The organism is Gillisia sp. JM1 (assembly GCF_000424645.1).
Classification (GTDB): domain Bacteria; phylum Bacteroidota; class Bacteroidia; order Flavobacteriales; family Flavobacteriaceae; genus Gillisia.
In genome coordinates this window covers 90,473-109,915 of the sequence record NZ_KE384218.1, presented here as the reverse complement: position 1 = coordinate 109,915, position 19,443 = coordinate 90,473, and the positions used below count along the sequence as shown (strand labels likewise).

At 33.5% G+C, this 19,443-nt stretch carries 18 protein-coding genes and 1 pseudogene; 6 read left to right on the top strand and 13 right to left on the bottom strand.

Features of this window, described 5'->3' with window-relative positions:
- Positions 1 to 12 precede the first annotated feature (12 nt).
- The 3 genes and pseudogenes from H033_RS19515 (at position 13) to H033_RS0103805 (ending at position 3,172) form a co-directional block, all read left to right on the top strand.
- Positions 13 to 706, top strand: a pseudogene (locus tag H033_RS19515) (VIT family protein).
- A gap of 83 nt (positions 707 to 789) precedes the next feature.
- Positions 790 to 1,371, top strand: a complete 582-nt coding sequence (locus H033_RS0103810; protein WP_026837100.1) for a tRNA-(ms[2]io[6]A)-hydroxylase — start codon at positions 790 to 792, stop codon at positions 1,369 to 1,371.
- Positions 1,372 to 1,963: 592 nt separating this feature from the next.
- Positions 1,964 to 3,172, top strand: a complete 1,209-nt coding sequence (locus tag H033_RS0103805) for a site-specific integrase (RefSeq protein ID WP_026837099.1) — start codon at positions 1,964 to 1,966, stop codon at positions 3,170 to 3,172.
- A 52-nt stretch (positions 3,173 to 3,224) separates the two neighbouring features.
- On the opposite strand, the gene H033_RS0103800 is transcribed toward H033_RS0103805, so the two are convergent.
- From H033_RS0103800 to H033_RS0103790, 3 genes are read right to left on the bottom strand one after another with little or no spacing between them, the layout of a single operon-like run.
- Positions 3,225 to 3,662 carry a hypothetical protein gene (locus H033_RS0103800; RefSeq protein WP_026837098.1) on the bottom strand — a complete coding sequence of 146 codons (438 nt, stop codon included), beginning with the start codon at positions 3,660 to 3,662 and terminating at the stop codon, positions 3,225 to 3,227.
- 5 nt (positions 3,663 to 3,667) lie between these two features.
- Positions 3,668 to 4,141 (bottom strand): transcriptional regulator, encoded by a 474-nt coding sequence (locus H033_RS20835; RefSeq protein WP_051227770.1) that lies wholly within the window; start codon positions 4,139 to 4,141, stop codon positions 3,668 to 3,670.
- Position 4,142: 1 nt separating this feature from the next.
- Positions 4,143 to 4,712 (bottom strand): hypothetical protein, encoded by a 570-nt coding sequence (locus tag H033_RS0103790; protein ID WP_026837097.1) that lies wholly within the window; start codon positions 4,710 to 4,712, stop codon positions 4,143 to 4,145.
- 378 nt (positions 4,713 to 5,090) lie between these two features.
- Between H033_RS0103790 and H033_RS21550 the strand changes: the two genes are divergently transcribed.
- Positions 5,091 to 5,243 (top strand): hypothetical protein, encoded by a 153-nt coding sequence (locus H033_RS21550; RefSeq protein WP_155827713.1) that lies wholly within the window; start codon positions 5,091 to 5,093, stop codon positions 5,241 to 5,243.
- Between the two features lie 240 nt (positions 5,244 to 5,483).
- Here the strand turns inward: H033_RS21550 and H033_RS0103775 are convergent, their stop codons facing one another.
- Both H033_RS0103775 and H033_RS21170 read right to left on the bottom strand, forming a co-directional pair.
- Positions 5,484 to 7,004: a reverse transcriptase/maturase family protein gene (locus tag H033_RS0103775; protein WP_026837095.1), complete on the bottom strand. Its 1,521-nt coding sequence runs from the start codon at positions 7,002 to 7,004 to the stop codon at positions 5,484 to 5,486.
- 372 nt (positions 7,005 to 7,376) lie between these two features.
- Entirely contained in the window at positions 7,377 to 7,769 is a 393-nt protein-coding gene (locus tag H033_RS21170) for an IS30 family transposase (RefSeq protein WP_081661804.1), read from the bottom strand.
- A 65-nt stretch (positions 7,770 to 7,834) separates the two neighbouring features.
- On the opposite strand from H033_RS21170, the gene H033_RS21785 reads away from it, so the two are divergent.
- Positions 7,835 to 8,176 carry a hypothetical protein gene (locus H033_RS21785; protein ID WP_026837094.1) on the top strand — a complete coding sequence of 114 codons (342 nt, stop codon included), beginning with the start codon at positions 7,835 to 7,837 and terminating at the stop codon, positions 8,174 to 8,176.
- Positions 8,177 to 8,324: 148 nt separating this feature from the next.
- On the top strand, positions 8,325 to 9,155 hold the full coding sequence (locus H033_RS21780) for a transposase (RefSeq protein ID WP_051227768.1): 831 nt from the start codon (positions 8,325 to 8,327) through the stop codon (positions 9,153 to 9,155).
- 4 nt (positions 9,156 to 9,159) lie between these two features.
- Here H033_RS21780 and H033_RS19495 read toward each other — a convergent pair whose 3' ends face one another.
- From H033_RS19495 to H033_RS0103715, 8 genes are all read right to left on the bottom strand, one after another.
- Positions 9,160 to 9,807 carry an IS30 family transposase gene (locus H033_RS19495; protein ID WP_051227766.1) on the bottom strand — a complete coding sequence of 216 codons (648 nt, stop codon included), beginning with the start codon at positions 9,805 to 9,807 and terminating at the stop codon, positions 9,160 to 9,162.
- A gap of 133 nt (positions 9,808 to 9,940) precedes the next feature.
- Positions 9,941 to 11,119, bottom strand: a complete 1,179-nt coding sequence (locus H033_RS0103745; protein ID WP_026837093.1) for a PD-(D/E)XK nuclease family protein — start codon at positions 11,117 to 11,119, stop codon at positions 9,941 to 9,943.
- Positions 11,120 to 11,122: 3 nt separating this feature from the next.
- A complete protein-coding gene (locus tag H033_RS20825; protein WP_051227764.1) occupies positions 11,123 to 12,349 on the bottom strand; it encodes a restriction endonuclease subunit S in 1,227 nt (408 codons plus the stop codon).
- Positions 12,342 to 13,841, bottom strand: a complete 1,500-nt coding sequence (locus H033_RS0103735; RefSeq protein WP_026837091.1) for a class I SAM-dependent DNA methyltransferase — start codon at positions 13,839 to 13,841, stop codon at positions 12,342 to 12,344. The genes H033_RS20825 and H033_RS0103735 overlap by 8 nt, the downstream gene beginning before the upstream one ends.
- A gap of 28 nt (positions 13,842 to 13,869) precedes the next feature.
- Complete coding sequence (hsdR, locus tag H033_RS0103730; RefSeq protein ID WP_081661803.1) at positions 13,870 to 16,185, bottom strand: EcoAI/FtnUII family type I restriction enzme subunit R; 2,316 nt, start codon at positions 16,183 to 16,185, stop codon at positions 13,870 to 13,872.
- A 9-nt stretch (positions 16,186 to 16,194) separates the two neighbouring features.
- Positions 16,195 to 17,310 carry an ATP-binding protein gene (locus H033_RS0103725; RefSeq protein WP_026837089.1) on the bottom strand — a complete coding sequence of 372 codons (1,116 nt, stop codon included), beginning with the start codon at positions 17,308 to 17,310 and terminating at the stop codon, positions 16,195 to 16,197.
- A 268-nt stretch (positions 17,311 to 17,578) separates the two neighbouring features.
- On the bottom strand, positions 17,579 to 18,655 hold the full coding sequence (locus H033_RS0103720; protein WP_026837088.1) for a hypothetical protein: 1,077 nt from the start codon (positions 18,653 to 18,655) through the stop codon (positions 17,579 to 17,581).
- Between the two features lie 334 nt (positions 18,656 to 18,989).
- Positions 18,990 to 19,439 carry a DUF6730 family protein gene (locus H033_RS0103715; protein WP_026837087.1) on the bottom strand — a complete coding sequence of 150 codons (450 nt, stop codon included), beginning with the start codon at positions 19,437 to 19,439 and terminating at the stop codon, positions 18,990 to 18,992.
- Positions 19,440 to 19,443: the final 4 nt, after the last annotated feature.

Here is a 19,443-nt window from a genome sequence, read left to right as displayed (position 1 = left end):
AAAGCCCAACAGATGAGCGATCAACCAGATGAATACTTAGATAATCATTATATCCATAGAAGTAATTGGTTACGAGCAGCAGTGCTTGGTGCTAACGATGGGATTTTATCTACTGCAAGTCTTGCCATTGGTGTCGCAGCCGCAAGCGATATGAGAGAACCCATTATTTTGGCTACTCTGGCTGGTTTGGTAGCCGGTGCCTTATCTATGGCTGCTGGAGAATACGTCTCAGTAAGTTCTCAAACCGATGTTGAAAGAGCCGATATTGAAAGAGAAAAAATAGAACTAGAAGAATCCCCAGAAATTGAATTGCAGCGCCTAGCTGAGATTTATGAGAATAGAGGTTTAAAGAAAGAAACTGCCTTAATTGTGGCAAAAGAATTAACCGAGCACGATGTTCTTGCTGCTCATGTAAGAGATGAGTTAGGAATCAATGAAATGAGTCAGGCCAATCCAATCCAAGCCGCATTGGCTTCAGGAGCCTCCTTTATCGTTGGAGGGATACTTCCTCTTTTGGTTGTGTTATTTCTACCTCTTTTATTTATACGGATTTGCAACTTTATTTTTAATAATATTAGGTGCCTTAGCTGCTAAAACCGGAGGTTCCAATATTGGAATTGCCATTCTAAGAATTACATTTTGGGGAACAGTAGCGATGGGGTTAACCGCTTTCGTCGGGTATTTATTTAGTGTCAACGTGGGATAAAAATTTAAAATGTTTTTATGGGAATCACAAATCTATTTTTATAAATACAATCCTATCTTTAAGTATCTTTAAAAAAACAAAAAATGCTTCATCTCAAGTTAGAAACAGATCCTCGTTGGGTAAACATAGTTGAATCCAATATAGAAGAAATCCTTACTGACCATGCTTGGTGTGAGCAGAAAGCAGCTACAAATGCTATCACCATTATCACGTTAAATTCGGAATATCCAGATCTGGTAACCGAATTATTGGAGCTGGCAAAAGAGGAGTTAGAGCATTTTGAAATGGTTCACGAGATCATCAAAAAAAGAGGGTTTAAACTGGGGCGAGAACGCAAAGACAGCTATGTTAATGAACTTTATAAATTCATGAACAAAGGCGGCAGTAGATTGAATTCTATGGTAGACAGGCTCCTGTTTTCTGCAATGATTGAGGCGAGAAGTTGTGAGCGCTTTAAACTACTTTCCAAAGAAATAAACGATCCTGAATTATCTAAATTTTATCACGACTTAATGATAAGTGAAGCTGGCCACTATACCACTTTTATAAGCTTTGCACGTAAATACGGGAAAGATATCGATGTTGATTTGCGTTGGAAAGAACTTGTTGAATTTGAAGGCGAGTTAATAAAAAGCTATGGTAAACATGAAACTATTCATGGTTAAAAAAACTGAAATACCGATCATCTTCAAGTACAAGTACTAACATTTATTGATCTAACCTTGAGAACAAATAGAACATTCGCTTACAATGACCCTTTTTAGCCCAACCACGTTTAAACTTTCTACTTATAATCCCTAGAATATTGAAATTCAGCTGGTTTATAATTATGAATACTGCAATACCTGATACTATCTAAGACTGTAATTGTTATCTCATTGCTTATTTCTTTTTAGATTCTTTATAACGTAACAATTTCCACTTGTTTATATTCTAAAGGCGTTTTCTAAAGACAAATTTAACTTTATGGTCTTTTGAGCATAGTTCAAGATAGTCACAATATTAAGAATTTCAGTAATTCTTAAACACAAAAAAGCCCGACAATGACGTCAGGCTTATTTTTGCTCCTCCTCTTGGGCTCGAACCAAGGACCCTCTGATTAACAGAAGGAGAAAATAGTTTTCATTTAATGATTTATATTTTCTTTTCACCTGTATATCAATAAGTTATGATTTTATAGTTTATATTTGTTAACATATATTGCTCTAATAAAAGCATGAATGTTGTACCTATGTTGTACCCGTTAAATTAATGGACATGATTAATATTAAAATCGTAATTCGAAAAAAAATACTTTCTAATGGACAATATCCTATTTTTTTGAGAGTCACAAAAGATAGAAGATCTAAATATTTTAAAACAATTTTTAATGTTCTAGAAAAGGAATGGGATACCTCAAAGGGAAGATTTAAAAAATCAAATTCCAACTATATTCAAAATAATCGTTTACTTATAAAAATTCAGGAGAGAGCTTATAAAGTGTTAACTGAAATTGAAATTGAAAAAGAAGATTTTTCTTTAGAAGACTTTGAGAAAAAATTCCGTATTGAAAAAAATCCTTTTAAAAGTAATTTCTTTGCATTTTGGCAAGAGGTGATATACGAAATGGAAGAATCTGGTAGAGCAGGCAACGCTAGAGCTAATAGAGATTCCTTTCGCTCCTTAAAACTATTTAATAAATCTTCTAATTTAAAATTTCACGAAGTTACATCGGCTTACTTAACCAAATATGAGATCTTTTTAAGAGCTAGGGGTGGCAGTGATGGTGGCATAGGCGTTCGAATGAGGGCGATTAGAGCAATTTTTAATCGTGCTATTGAACGAAACTTGGTGAAGTCTACTTTTTACCCTTTTCGCTCTTATAAAATATCGCGGCTAAAAGGTAAGGAACAAAAAAGAGCATTAACAATTGAACAGGTTCAAAGTATAATCAAAATGGATATCGAATCCTATCCTCATTTAATTAATAGTCGAAACTATTTTGTTTTTAGTTTTTATACAAGAGGTATGAATTTCGCCGATATCATGAAACTTGAGTGGAATAATATTAAAGAGGATCGTATCTATTATACACGTTCTAAAACAAAAGGGAATTTTATCGTTAAAATCCTACCTCCCGTTGCAGAAATTTTAACTCATTATCAAATTAAAAATAACGGAACAAAATATATTTTTCCAGTTTTACTCAGAGAAAATCTTTCCACCCAGCAAATCGAAGAAAGAAAATCTAAAATCTTAAAACGATTCAATAAGGACCTTAAGGAAATTGCTGAAATCTGTAATATTGATAGAACAATTACGAGTTATGTAGCACGCCATAGTTATGCCAATTGCTTAAAGCAAAAAGGGGTGGCAACCGATGTGATTAGTGAGTCTATGGGACATAAAAACTTGGCTGTTACCCAAGCTTATCTCAAAGAACTTGACAATTCTGTTCTGGATGAAGCTAGTGAGTTGTTATTATAATAGTTAGCATTAGGTTCGTAAAAATGAATTCTGTATTAGATAATTTAAGGATTTATTTATTGTTCAAAATGATGTCATCTTGAACCATTACTTTGATGTCAATAGTAGGAAGTAAATATTGATTGTAGACGGTTCCTTCTGTCTTAGCGTGTAAAATTCCTCTTGCTGAACCCACTGTAAGAACCGCAAAGTGAGTTGCCAATCCTTGAGTAACAAGATAAGAACCATCATCTTGTTTCATTTTATTCATAAAATCATTTTTATCTATTTCAAAAAGACCTTGAACTTTTAAAATTAAGAAAGGTTGATCTTTCTTTTTTTCAAAAGAAAATTCTGTTGTACACGTTACTGTATGATCATCGATATCTAGACCAAAACTTAAACCAGTAATTAAATTTATCTCGCCTGTTTTCTTATGGGCAGCATCAATTTTGGCAAAAGAAATAGTTCTTAGTCCAGTAAACGCAAAACCAAGTTGATTATAGGTCATAACCGTTAGATTTGTTCAGCAGTGTATTTATAACTATTCATTGACTCAATAGTTGTTTCTAACAACGGATTTATAGAAGTCTTAACTTGAGTACTTATATTTTCTTCAATTACTTTAGGTTTTCTATAAACTAACTTCATTGTATTTTGTATAACGGGCGAATTAGCAGACCTATATTGTTTAATTTTTGCAGGAGTAATGGTTATATTAAGAGCATCCTCAATTTTGTCTAATGTTTCAAAAGTCAAATTAGACTTAGCTCTGAGGATTTTATTTACTTGTTGTGAGGTAACACCCATTCTCTTAGCAAGCTGATTTTGTTTAATCCCATGAATACTCATATAGTCCATAAGCTCTAAAGCGAAGGCTTGAGCTCTAGATATTTTACGTCTATTACTTCTGTCTTGCTTTGCACGTGTTTTCCACTTTGAAGCAGTCTTAGAAACAATTTGATTTAAATTTTCTCCTTTATTTGTCATATCAAAAATCTGAACAATCTGTTATATTATTTTTTTCTAACCAGTCTATCAAATAATCCATTTTATCCAATTCTAGTTGTAATGCATCGCTGTCTTTCATCGCCCCAACTAATTTAATTCCAGCCCCAGTAATGATTATACAATTGTTGCTTAGTAGTACACCATAAAGTCTTAATAATGAATCATGTTCATATGTATACATTTTACGTCTGCCTGGATCATTGTAGTTTTCCTTTGAGGATAATCCTTTAAAATTGTCGAATAAGAGATCAAAGCAATTACCGTCTTGGCTACTCTCAATTATTTCATCCAATCTATCAAAGAGATCTGCTGTTTCTTCAAGTGTATTTAATGCTAAAAAGTTTAAAGGGTCGTTTTTAAATTTACCTTTCTTCCAACCTGATTGAGGGGATTTGATAAAATTACGCACATAAAGAGGATCTTGGAATAGCTCTTGTATTTTATCAAGCTCGGTTTCATATTCTTCAGGTGTTTCATATATGGAACAATCTATAAAGCGTGCGAGATACACACCCTGATATTGTTCGTCAAATGTACGTAATATTTCCATAAAATCAACCTGTAGGTTTATTTTTGAGGTAAAATTAACATAATACGTGATTTAGTAGAGTCTATAATCCAGTTACTTATCAACATTGTTTTCAATTTAAGTATATCTATTATAACAACTTCTTAAATAAAATTTTAGATTATCAATATGATATCTATAATATAACCCTATGGCTTTTGGGAGGCTCATCTTTTGTAAGTAACAGTCCTATATTCAAAAATGCCCTAAAATTAACTATCGCTAATGCTTTTAACCGACTAAGCTTCTGCTTATAAGTCAAGTTTTTTGACAGAGGGACATAAGTGTCCCTCTGTGAATTATCTTCCATGGGAAATAGGAATCTTGAAGTCATTGACATTTATCTAAATTGACAATTACATGTTTGAAAGGCTTTCTGCAAGACATCCATTAAAATTATGCTTGTTAAAAGAAATAAGAAAAGGTATAAAAGCAAAAGACACACCCTGGGACGCTGTGCAAATGGGTAGCGTGGTGTGTACTGTTATAGCAAAACTACAACCTTTATTCTAATTAAAATTACTCGTATTCTAAAATCTATTTTAAAACCTTTATATCATAAATGTTTACGATTATAATTGTCATTCTTTACTTTAAAAATTGAATTCTTCTCCCTCATTTGCCACTGAAAAGGCCAATTATTCTAGTGTTTACTTGTTAACCGCTTTTTGGGTATCTAATTAGGTGTTGTTAGTAGAGATTCTGAAAGTTCTAACATATTTAAACATGCAATAGAATTACATTGCAATGTTTTTATAATCTCCTTTCTTGAAATTTCATTAATAAGTGGAATTTTCGCCAAAACCTTCTCCCTTGTTTTTTAATAACATCGGATTCATTAATTGACTTCATAGTATCATTAGCCTTATACACATAACTTAAATAATTGCCCCAATAGTATTTTTTGGTAACTTCATATTTGGTAGGATCTAATTTTGATGGATGATATATTTGCTTTCGTTTTGCACCTTTATGTGTAAATCGTTTATATAGCCTGCGCTTAAATATTTTATCGTTAGGATTTTTACTGTAAAGTGCTAACGAAGCAGATTTTTTCAATGAGCGCTTCATTGATCTGTAATATTTAGAAAACCCTGCATCCTTTATAAGAACACGTTTACCATCAAAAGAAAATCCCAAATATTCTAATGATTTATTATAATTATGTTTTTTAGAGTCTTCATTTATCTCAAAACCTTGAAACTCACCATCAACTTCTTGAAATCGATATACTGCTGTTTTTGATGGTTGTATTTGCAGTTTTGCCAAATTCTTTATCCGATCTCGGATAAATTTTAATATATCTTCTTCATATTTTTGTTCGCATACAATGATTAAATCGTCACTATATCTTTGATAATAACCATCTATCGAATCGACCATATCATAAACTTCTTGATCGAAGTCTAACATATACACGTTTGCCAATGTTGCACTTATTGGACTACCTTGAGGAATGCCAATCTTATTATTAGCAGATATTACTAAATTTAAGTTGTTATCTAAGAAATCATCCTTCGTACAGTATGCAACAGCATTTTTCTCTTTAAAATAAGTATTGGATTTAATTTCTATACGCTTTAACTCCTTTTTTTTCGAAGAATTAGGAACACCTCTTTCCACTAACATTGTTCCTCCGTAAGCATTAAATAATTGATCTCCCTCAACGTAGCGTAAATTTGTCAGAGCTTTAAAAACATTATAGTGAGCATCAGGTAGAGTGGTTTCTCCTAAAACTCTACTCCATTGTTTTTTTAAAATTTTGTGATCTAAATTGTCAAAAAATGCAGTGACATCTGCAACAATTGCAGTTAGTTTTTTGTTTTTGTTATTTGAAATAAATTCGAAGGTGCTTTTCGCAAAATCAATATTACACTTATTCTTTTCTGATCCCTTTTGAAGAGGAATTTTCCGATAGGCTACTACGCAATCATTAAAATTTTTTTTCTCTATTAGTTTGTTATATTCTTCGCTAATTAAATAATTATAATAGGAGAAAACTACAGAATCTAAATGAGACGCATAGTAAATATGTCTGACTTTTGGTGTACTTATAAATCGCTTACGCTCACCTTTTTTAGTCCTATGAACCTTTGTGAGATCCGCTCTATATTTACGGGTTACTATACATTTATGAATGAGTGGTAAGAAACTATGTTTTTTAATCAATTTTGGATTCTCTACATAGTCTTTGACCCATTTGTATTCTTTTAGGGATAGTGGTTCACCTATATGAGGATAGCGTTTTAATTTAAACCAATCTTCCGTTTCCATATTTTAAAATAGGGCCAGATTTTGATAGTAGCAGGTTAAGAATGTACATGCCTTTCGAAGCTTTCACCCTCTCGAGCTATTGCGACGCTACTCTTTTCAGGTATAGAAATTGTTATCTTTGTAGAAACACTCATAAACATCTTTACAATGCTTAGAACACTTTACGCACAATGCAACTTCAGGAAGCTAACAGTTGTTACACTGTTATCAACCATCTCCAATTCTCTCTCATTTCTGGGAAATCATTTGGAAAATGGTATCATCCTTCCCAACTAACGTATATCTTAGAAGGTTTTACTGAGTAAAACGTAACATTCCGACCACTGGCCCATTTTATTAATTTATAATATTCTTTTTTTATAAATGCCATGTTCAAGTGATAAATGCAACTGGCCAAGTTGATTTTAATTTTTCTATTGGACTAATGTAGCCAAACTTTCTTATTCTTCGATTATTGATTAATTTTTCTATTTCCCTGATTCTAGTCTCGCTGATCAAATTCAAGTCTGTTTTCTTTGGCAAAAACCTTCTGATGAGTCCAATCCTATTTTCTACCGTCCCTTTGTCCTGTGATGTATAAGGTCTTGTGAAATAAGTTTTGACATTGTGTTTTTTAGCAATTTTCCCGTGCCCTGCAAACTCTTTTCCATTGTCAAAGGTCATTGTTTTTATCCAACTGTTTCCTATCCTTGAAATACGGTCACTTATTTTCTTTTGGACAACCTTGGAATCTTTGCCTTCCAAAAAGTCCAGAGTCGTGATCAAGGTGGATCTGGATCAAGATAAAAACTTGGGGAGAAATGTATCTTTGCAAGCAAAACACTTAGAACTTGGATATAGAATTAGCCCGCTATTTATTGCCCGAAGGCATATTAGAATATTTTGAGATCATCAGTCATAAATCATCAACAGACAAGGTTCATTTCTATTTAGAAGAGAAGAACATTCTACCCAAAGAATATCAATTAGAAATAGCACAATCCAAAGGCTTCTTACCAGAAATAACGGTTGAAGATTTTCCACTAAGGGGTAAATCCGTATTGCTCCATATAAAACGTAGGCGTTGGACCTTGGTCAATACAGGAGAGATAGTAAAAAGAGATTGGAACTTAATAGCTAAAGGCACTCGGATAACTAACGAGTTTGCCTCTTTTTTAAAAGGTATCGCTTGATACCCACGCTGTAAGTGCTAAACGGTTTGGTGACTATTATAAGACCAATGGCAAAACGCTTCAGTACCACTACAAAAACCATCTCAGCGACTTCAAGGATTGGGCGCAAAAAGAGCATTCACAAGATTGGCTGCTCTATGGAAAGAACTTGGGCAAATATTTGAGTTTAGATGAAACCTCTTTATCCAACGGTGAGCTTTACACTATTCTAACAAACAAAGCAGCCAAGGGAAAGAAAGGCAGCATCGTAGCAATTGTTAAAGGAACTAAAGCAGATGATGTCATTAAAGTACTTAAGAAAATCTCCGTAGAAAGGCGCAATATGGTAAAAGAAGTTACTGTAGATATGGCTGGGAGCATGAATTTAATCGCTAAAAAATGTTTCCCTAAAACCGAAATAGTTACAGATAGGTTTCATGTTCAAAAATTAGCCTCAGAAGCAGTGCAAGAAGAACGTATCCGGTTAAGATGGGAAATTATAGAAGTAGAAAACAAAGCTATTGAAGAAGCCAGGAAAAATGAAAAAACATATAAACCAGAGCTTCTCGGTAATGGGGACACGCACAGGCAGCTGCTCGCTAGAGGCCGATATCTATTGTTCAAATCCAAAACCAAATGGACAGCAAGACAAATAGAAAGGGCTGAAATATTATTTGATCTATACCCAACTATTGAAGAAGCATATAACTTCTCTCAAGGGCTAAGCCATGTTTTTAGAGACAATACGAACAAAGATGTAGCTAGGCTAAAATTGGCACACTGGTACAACAAAGTCGAAAATTCCGAATTTAAGTCTTTCAATACCATTGCAAGATCTGTACAAATGCACTACGAGACCATACTAAACTATTTTAACAACAGAAGCACCAATGCTTCCGCAGAATCTTTTAATGCCAAAATAAAAGAATTCAGAGCTTCGTTTAGAGGTGTCAGGGATGTGAAATTCTTCCTCTATAGACTAACTAAATTATATGCATAATTCTCTAGCTCCCCAATAATATGGTTTGATCCGTGGATCTCTCTGTCATCACCAATAAGGCAGATCCGTGGTCTTTCCCCATCATCAGGTCCACCTCCACATCGCCCAAGCGTTCCCGATTATCGACCACATCGGGACGATTCTCTATTGATACCCGGTTCTGTATGGTTCCTCTGGTGTTTTTATAGTTGCCACGTTTAAATCTTCTCCTACCGTGCCTTAAATAGAGATAGAGGTCTTTATAGGGCAAATTCTCCTTTCGGTTGCTTTTCTTGCAATCCCATATCCATTGATAAATACATTCAAGCGAGACGCCTTCTATGCCCATAAATTTCCACTCAACCGCAATTAATTCTGGGCTAAATTGCTCTTTTCTAAGCCAACCAGCAGCCTGCTTTTTGAGAGTGTCGGTCAACTTGACGAATTTATTTTTGGCCTTATGCCGATGCGCTGTTCTATTCTGGGCTAGACGAGGAACATACTCACCAGCAAACTGGCCTCGTTTTCCCACATTTCTTTTCAGCTCACGACCTATTGTACATTTATGAACGCCAATGATATCGGCTATCTCATATTTTTTCTTTCCTGCTTCCAACAAAGCACCAATTTGGTATCTTTGTTCTTGACTAAGTTGTTTGAATTTTTTCTTCACAAATCAAATTTAGCACTTGGCCAATCATTGGGGGCTAGCCCCCAATGATTTTAATTTGAGTTGCATTTATGTGTTGAACTTAGAAATGCTTGATTTAACAAATCTAATCTTTATAGCATACAAACCTTTAAATCTATATTAAAAAAACATAATACGTTTCCACAAAAGCTTTCGTTTGGATTGTGATTTCATTTACCATTTCTTCAAAATACTCATTATCAGTACTTAATTTTTCTAAAATTATTGTGCTCGCTAGATTTAAAGAATTTTTATCTGGAGTTTTAATATCGTTAATTAAAGGCCAATAGATACTTAATCTGTAGTCACCATCTCTTTTAGCATCATAATTATTCTTCCTATCAAAAATCCCAATAAAGACACGTCCATAATTATTGCCTTTTCCAGAAAATGATTCTAATCCAAATTGGACTCCTTTTTTATGAAGCGCCTCTGAACTTAGCCATATTTGAGAATAGTTGTGGTTAATAGCATTACCTAGACGCGCTTTTACTTCCAATGGCATAATATTTAATTTTTCTAAAACAGCAAGCCTTAATTTTTCCCTAATACTATCTACTGCTTTTAGATAATGAGAATGTATGTATTTTGCCTCTTCAAGATTATTTACAATAAGTTCAATTAAATTATTTTCTAATGGTTTTTCCATAGTATTCGTGAGCTTTTTTATCAAAATCTGATATTGTTTAATGGCATTTTCTACAATCGATCCTTCTCTAGTACATGAAAGGCATCGACCTATCCATTTTAAAATATGATCATTATAAGCTATAACCAAATAATCTTTATTTGTTAAAGTAAAGAGACTATCTTTTGTTGGTGGCTCACCTGTTTTGTTTAAATAGAATAATGTGCATGCTCCACCTTTAAACAGACTATATCTATACATTTGATTTCGTTGATCTCCAGCATTAATTTTATTTTCAATTGCGATGGCCTTTCCTGAAGGAAATGTGATTAGAATATCTATATAACCACCGCTACTGTGATCTTGGGGAATCTTACCTAAATGATATTCTGCAACTACATTAACAAGCATCAAATCTTCATCTTGATAATCTTTATATCCAATTTCCTCTAAAAATAACTTTAAAAACTGCGCTTTGTAATAATGATTACCCTTAGGATCTAATAATGCAACCAACATTGCAGAATGCGTTTTGGTTTCATTAGTCTCCATACCTAATATTGAAAAAACATTAAAGTCTTCACCTTTTTCCCGAATATCATCTAGATGTACTTTTACAATAGCTCCAGAACTATTGAGCAGGGTTTTTAGTTTTGCGTATTCCATAAGCTACAACTCCCCCTTAAAAGCCTGATCCAACAAACTACTTTTTAAAGATTTTAAATGACTCATTTTTTGAGTTTCTGTTTTGGTTAATTCATCACATAATCTAAAAGATTCTTTGATTTTATCAACTAAATGTTGTTGGATTTCTATAGATACAATAGGCAATTCTATAAATTCTATCATAGATTTTGTAATTGCTTCCCTGGTAGCATTTCCAGCTGAATCATATAAAAGCTTAGACTTCATTTTAGGACTAACCAGGAAATAAAGCATAAACTCAGGTAAAATACTTTCATCAGTTCTGATAATACTAACGTGCTGATTGACACGAGCAGGTAAATAGCTTGAATCTACAATGCAACATCTTGCAACGGATGCTCCTGTAATGTTTAATAATACATCGTTTTCTTGAATTTCAACATTTTTCAATTTATCAGCTTGTTCATCGTCAATAAAAGCTAAATTTTTATCCTTGAAAAAACAATCGTGAACATTCATACTTCGTATTAGACTAATACCACTTGATTTATAAGATTTTTGACCTCCTCTTGGTGTTGAACCACTACCAATTTTTGTAGTTATGTTTTTTAGTTTTTCCTTTTTTGAAGAAAGCTTTTCTAACTTCCCAAACTCCTCATCCAACACAGAACCCATCAAAGCTCGGGTATGCGCTATGTTTTCTTTTAACAAACAAATAGCATCATCTATTTCAACAAACAAAGCATCTAATTTTGCAACGATGCGTTGTTGTTCAGCTATTGGTGGGAACTTAAGCATTATGTCTTTAAGTGACTTATAGTAAATTGCCGCTACGTTAGTTGTTCCACTTTTTATTTTTTCCAGTCTTTCTTTAAATTCAGATGATTGAAACTGATAATTAATAAAATAAGGGTTGAAATCTTTTTTAAACCTAGATCTCATTATATTATTATTGAATAGCATTGGCTTAGGTGATCTAACATCGTATACAGCTGTTTTCCCTACTAATTCAACACTATTTCGAGTATTGAATAGAAAATCACCTTTTTTTAAAGTATATTTTTTAAGCTCATCTTTTGAAGCGTTAACTTTTACTATTGAATTTAAATATAATTCACCATCATTGGTAATGTTATTCATCTTCAAATAATCAAATTCAAATTCAAAAGACTGTTGTTTTGTATTTCTAACTAATCCAATTAAATTGGATTCTTTTAAATCGTCAAATATTCTTTCTTCCCACTTACCCATCAATCAAGCTTTCAATTTGGTTCATCAAATTCGATATCTCTGTATCATTTTGCTTAATCGCAGTCAACAACTCCTTTGGACTTAAGTGAACCACTTCCACAACTTTGTGTGGGTTTTTTGCACTTAGGTCATAGTCTTTTATGTCTGCTACATTTATAGTCCAATCGTTGCAAGGTTTATCCGTCTTTTTGCTAGATGCATTGCGTTTTTTGGGGTAGTGGAATAAATGAACAAACTCTTCTATATGTTCGTAAAGAATGGGTTTGTTTTTGGTCAGTTTATAAGGTGGCGTTACATCGTAATACCAAATATCATTAGTTGCTCCTTTTCTGTCAAAATACAGTAGATTGGTTTTTACACCGCTATATGGCAAGAATACTCCAGCTGGTAAACTTACTATAGTATGCACATTAAAGTTTTCTAACAAAGTTTGTTTCACCTTGGTAAAGGCATTGTTTGTTTGAAATAACACACCTTCCGGAACAATAATCGAAGCACGACCTTTTAACTTCAACATTTTCATAAAATGCTGTAAAAACAGTATTTCAGTCGCATTGCTCTCTACTGGAAAGTTTTGTTGAATTTGCTTCTTTTCCTTTCCTCCGAAAGGTGGATTTGCTAAAATCACATTGTGCCTATCTTTTTCTTGATAATCACGTATATTTTGGGTTAGCGTGTTTCCTTTAAATACGTTTGGACTTTCAATGCCGTGCAGAATCATATTCATCATTCCCATTACATAACCCAAACTGGTTTTCTCTTGTCCAAAGAAGGTGTCATTCTGTATTGTTTTCCATTCTTTAGCCGACAATTTTTCTTTCTTTTCCCCTGCGGTTAAAAAGTCGAAAGCTTCTACTAAAAAACCGCCACTTCCTGCAGCACCATCGTAAATTGTATCGCCTACTTTAATATCAGTAGTTTCAACCATAGCTTTAATAATAGCTCTAGGTGTATAAAATTCACCCGAGTTACCACCATCGTTCCCCATACTTTTTAGAAGTGTTTCGTACACTTGTGAAAGCTCAAACAGCTCATCACTACTTTGAAAATCTAGACCATCAATTATATCTAAAACCTCTCTTAGAGTATGTCCACTCGCAATTCGATTATCGAGATATTCAAAGATGGCACCTATTTTATAGCTTAAAGCTTTAGGATTATTCGTTGTGCTTTTAAATGCCTTTAAGTAAGGAAAGAAAGTGTTGTTGACAAACTCAATGAGGTCGTCTCCCGTTAAGGCACGTTTAACATCTAATTTTCCATTTTCATCTTTTGGGCACGCCCATTGGTTCCAGCGCAGATCTTTACGAAGTACATAATTATAATCTTTTCCTTCTAAAAAGGCTTCGTCTGCGTTATTGTCTTCGTAGTCATTCAGAAATTTTAAAAATAAAATCCAAGAAATTTGTTCGGTGTAGTGCATTGCGCCAGATATACCGTCGTCACGACGTAAAATATCTGTAATCCTATCTATGCTGTTTTGTATGCTCATTTATGCTTGTTAGTTATTATAAGGATAATTATCCTGCTCTGTATATGTTTTCTTGTAATTTATAATATGCTCCTAAAAGTGTGTTCATATCGCCAAATGCAGTTTTAGCATCTTTTGGCGTTCCGAGTTTTAGCTTGACCAAATCTCCTAAACTATTGCGTTCTAAACCTTCGATGCCATAATCTTCATAATGTTTTAAAACGAACTCCAAAAAGTCTTTGGCTTCAAGGTTTTTATAAACTTCAAAGAATTGTACATCGTCTTTTACAAATTTCACCCGCTGTTTACGAGTCATTAATTCTGAAGAAAAAGAAATGTGCGACAACACATCGAAAATATCACAATCGGGGGAAGCGATCATATTTCGCAAATCATTAAGTTGTTGGCTATCGAAACCTAACTCACCGAGTTTATTCAATAAATCGGTTCGAGTATCTGGATTAGACCAAATTTTACGCAAATGTGCTTCATCTTTATAGATAGCAGGTAATTCTCCTACTAATTTCTCCAAAAACTCTCTTACGGTAAGTGGTTTTCCATTTTCGTCTATATAACGAATATCTATATCTGTTACTTTTAATTGCCGTCCGTTTGATAAATCAACAATCAGCTTTTCCTTACGCTCGTATTCTACTTCGTCTTCTTTAGCTTCTAATTCGGCTCGTTTCTTAGTAGGTTTCTTATCCTCACCAAATCCCTCAGTTTCCTCAGAAATATCTTCTGCTTCACCATCCCAATTGGCATCATAAAACAAATTGGTTGCGCCCACAAAATCAATGATGGTAAAGAAATCTTTTCCATCATAAACACGTGTTCCTCGCCCTATAATTTGTTTAAACTCTACCATAGAACCAATAGGGGCAGTTAGCACTACATTACGCACATTTCGTGCATCTACTCCTGTTGTCAACATTTTAGAGGAAGTTAATATAACTGGTATATCCTGATCGTTATCCTGAAAAGCTTCCAAAAATTCACGTCCATTTTTACCTTCATCACTGGTTACACGCACGCAGTAATAAGGATCTGCAACTGTTTTATGTTTATTTATATAATCTCTTAAATCTAAAGCGTGATCTTGATTGGAGCAAAACACAATGGTTTTTTCCATTTCACCAATTTGTTTTAGAATCGTTTTTGCTTCCAATTCTATACGTTGATTTATGGTGATGCTTTTATTAAAATCGCTAATCTCATAACGATCTTTGGTCACCTCACCTTGAATGATTTTGCTATCACTGGTGTGAATATATTCATCGATATTCGTTGTAATACGTTTTACTTTATAAGGCGTTAAAAACCCATCTTGAATGCCTTCTTTAAGAGAGTATTCATAAACGGGCTTTCCGAAATATTTATAGGTATCTATATTGTCATCACGTTTGGGTGTGGCGGTTAGTCCTAAATGAACAGCAGGACTAAAATGATCTAGGATTGCACGCCAAGAACCTTCTTCATTTGCGCTTCCACGATGGCACTCATCAATTACAACTAAATCAAAAAAGTCACTAGGATATTCTTTGTAATAACCACCAATATCCTCACGCTCTGCAATGGCTTGATAAATGGCGAAGAATATAAAAGCATTGGTAGGAACGATGCCATTCCTTTTTCTGACTTCTTCTCCATCAATTTTTATAACATCATTTTCATAAGGGTTGAATGTATTTATCGCTTGATCAGCGAGTACATTCCTGTCAGCCAAAAATAAAACTCGTGGTCTTCTTTCTTCTCCTTCTATGTTCCATTTTGCTTGTAAAAGTTTATGTACAATTTGGAAGGCAATAAACGTTTTACCGGTACCGGTGGCCATCGTCAATAAGATGCGCTTGTCTCCATCAGCAATACTTTCCATTACTTTATTTACTGCAATTTCTTGATAATAACGAGGGCCGAAATTTCCAGTAAGTAAAAATGGAATGTTGTGGAGTTTCTTTTTGAGTTGATTCTTATCTCCAAATTGTCTTTCGTATAATTCTTGGGGAGTGGGAAAATTATCTACGTAATCTCCTTTTCCTAAAAGTCTATCAAATTCGTATATACTTTGACCATTGGTGGCATACACAAAATTAATTTTCAGCTTTTCGGCATACCCTAGGGCTTGCTGTAATCCTTTAGTAGGATGATCATCGAACTTTTTTGCTTCTATGATCGCTAGATTTGTGTTGTTGAATTTTAGAAGGTAATCTAGGAAAAGCCGTTTCCCTCTTTTATTCCCAAGTAATTTTCGACCATCAGTAAAATAATATTCTCTTACAATATGAATTGATTCCCATTGGCTATCAACCAATTCAGGGTCAATAAAATTCGCCCTTGTATCTGATTCTGAAATTATTTTTCCCATCGATTTATTTTACTTTAAAAACTCTCTAAAATTTTCATTCGTAATTACTTTTACTTCTGTATTATAAGTCTCTACAAACGTTTTAGGGATTTTTACTTTGCTTTTTGCGTTCCATTTTATTTCAAAACCAATTACTTTTCCGGCTTCTTCCTCTACATAATCAATTTCCTGTTGCTGCACAGTTCTCCAAAAATAGCCTTTGGATAATGAACCATTATAAGCATTATACTTTAGACGTTCTGCTATCAAAAAGTTTTCCCAGAGGTTGCCCTTATCCTGGCGCATTTCTAATGGATTTAAATCGCCAATAATCATATTTCTAACACCTGTATCGTAGAAATATATTTTTTGATTGGTCTTGATCTCGTTGCGTAAATTTTTGCTGAAACTTGGAAGTTTAAAAACCACAAATGCCTGGCATAGTAAGTCTATATAATTAGAGACAGTTTTTTTATCTATACCTAATAACTGTGCTAATTCATTATAACTTACTTCGCTTCCTATTTGGAAAGCCAAAGCACGTAATAATTTTTCAAGAATTTCAGGTTTACGTATTCCTCCATAACTTAATAGATCCTTATATAAGTAGCTATCTGTTAATTGCTTTAGAATATCCTTTTCTTCTCCAAAATTATTGATGACATCTGGATACATCCCATATACAATACGCAATTCTAGTTGTTGTTGAGCTTTTAGATAACCAACGTTATTTTCGAATTCATCCCAAGAAATAGGGTAAAGCTGATATTCCCATTTTCTGCCTGTGAGCGGTTCTTGGGTCTGGTTATTGAGTTCGAAGGCAGATGAGCCACTCACAAGTAATTGAACAGATTTTAGTTGATCTGTAATTAATTTTAGTGTAAGTCCTATATTATCTATACGCTGTGCTTCATCTATAAACACAATTTTATAGTTCCCAATAATATTTTTAAGTTGTTCTAAATTCGGATTGGAAATTAATTTTCTCACGGTTGGATCATCACCATTCAAAAAGAGATATTCTTTTCCTTCCAGTAACTTATTGAAAAGTGTAGTTTTACCAACTTGTCGTGGACCAATTAATAGAATCGCCTTGCCGGTTCCAAAACGATTTTTAATCTTCTTTTCTAAATCTCTTTTAATCATATTTAGGGAGTGTAATCCCCAAATATACCATTTTTTAAGGATTGTAATCCCCAAATTAAAAATTAAATCAGACTACATTTTTGGAGATTGATAAACTGATCTAACTCTGAAATAGCTTCGTAACTAAAGTTATTGTTACCGAAAATAATCTCATCTTTTCATTGTTTTACAATGTTCAGTGACAATGAACACTAAAATATAATGAACGCTTTTGAGTTAGTGATACCATTATTTCTTAAGAGAATATGAATAAATGAAAAGTCCTTCTTCAGAGACTTCTTAAAAGTTTATAGGGATCAAAATCTTTAAAGAGCTCATCATTCTTTTGGATTAGAGGATCCAACCAGTCAACTTTTCTCAAACCAAATGATATTTGTTCTTTTATTTCATCTGATAGATTAACTTTCTTTTTATACTCAATCAAAAATGTACGCAGCTTATTTGCTTCATGCCACAGTTCGGACTTTTGCTTTATCAAAGAAAGCATTGCGATTTCTTCTTGTTTTTTCTTTTCAATGGCTTCTTTTTTTAATCGAATTTCATTTTCCATATGCCATTCCCGTTTTTCTTTCGCTATACCTTCCAAATATTTAATAATGAGTGGTAATTTTTCCGCAAGAGTTTTATTAGTAGTCTCCTGCCATTCTTTTCCAGAAAATTCTCCAGCTAAAAAGCTAAGTAGACCAATAGGTTCTAGTGTACTGGATCTGTATCCCGATTTTTCGATCTCGTAAACTCTTTTTGATCTTTCCCTCATTCGAATAGAAATTTCTACCCCTTCAATAACTATATAAGAACGTTCATAACAAAATAGAAAATAATGCCCTCTGGACTTCATCACGATAATAAAAGTATTCAGAAAACATAAAGCTCTTTTATATGGCTTTCCAGTAGCATTAACTGAAATTCTTCCGTAGTTATATCTTTTAGTATAATCCCAGCAATTATTCACAATTGGATGAGTTTTGGGATTATCCGAAAGCATTTCCCTAATAATTGGATCAGGTATTTTAGGTAGTCTTTTGGGAACTTCTAAATCAGAGACCTTATGATTATCATTTATAATACTGAATTTTTCTGCAGGTTTAGAATTCTTCGAATTTTCCTTAGTTCGAATCAGCAACTCTATATCAAGCTCATTTGACATCTTTGGCAATATTGGTTTGCTAATCTCTTTACCATATTTTCGTTTCATCCAGTAGCCATTAGGTGGCAGGGGAATATTATATTTTTCACAAATACTTTTAAATTCCTGGTAGGATACGATATAGCTCTTACAAAACCATACAATACTCTTCTTCCAACATAGATCAAAGAACTCTTCTCTTGAAAACTTATCTCTCATAATATTGATGATTTATTCATGTCCAAAATATTCTAAATCAACATGGCTTTTTTCGCTATCATCATCACCAATCTTTAGGAGGTGAATTTGATATCAGAATTGAAATGAAAATATTAATTTTTAGTGCCCCATATCTACCATAACTAACTTGCGCGTGGATCCTGTGCTGTTTTTATAGCGTACGGGAAGTTAAGCGTAAAATAAAAACAGCATAGGGCGCATTCTACTTATCTCGATTGGGTTACAGTAAAAAATGACGATTTTAAAGGGGTTAACAAGCCATTTACAGTAAATTTAGTAAAATTTGCGTCAAGCTCAATTGTCATGACAACTCCTACTTTTTTCCTTCCAACCACTGGCAATAATCATCTTTAATTTCAGGATTTATAGAAAGATATTGCTGATATCGATCATTCTCTGATTCCAAAATTATTCGGTACATTTCAAACTTATCTTTCTCTACTGTTTTTGCTGTGTATCCAAAATAACCCAATAGACTTAATGCCATTATTCCCAGTGTTCCGAATAGGATCAACAGGTAATTCGGAATTATTCTGGCGTGCTTTAGCTTCTTTTCTATCTCATTGAGAACTTCATCTTTTAGCCTGTTTTCTTCTTCCTGTTTCTCCAAGAAAATGTTCAGGTTCTTTTCTAGTGCCTCGGTGCTAATAGGAATACTCAAATTAAAGAGTTGTTTTGAAAGCAGTTCAAGTTCTAAAATTGCTGCTTTAAAGTCGGCCATCTCATCGGTCATGAGTTCCATAATTTCGTCTAGCTTTTTCATCCTT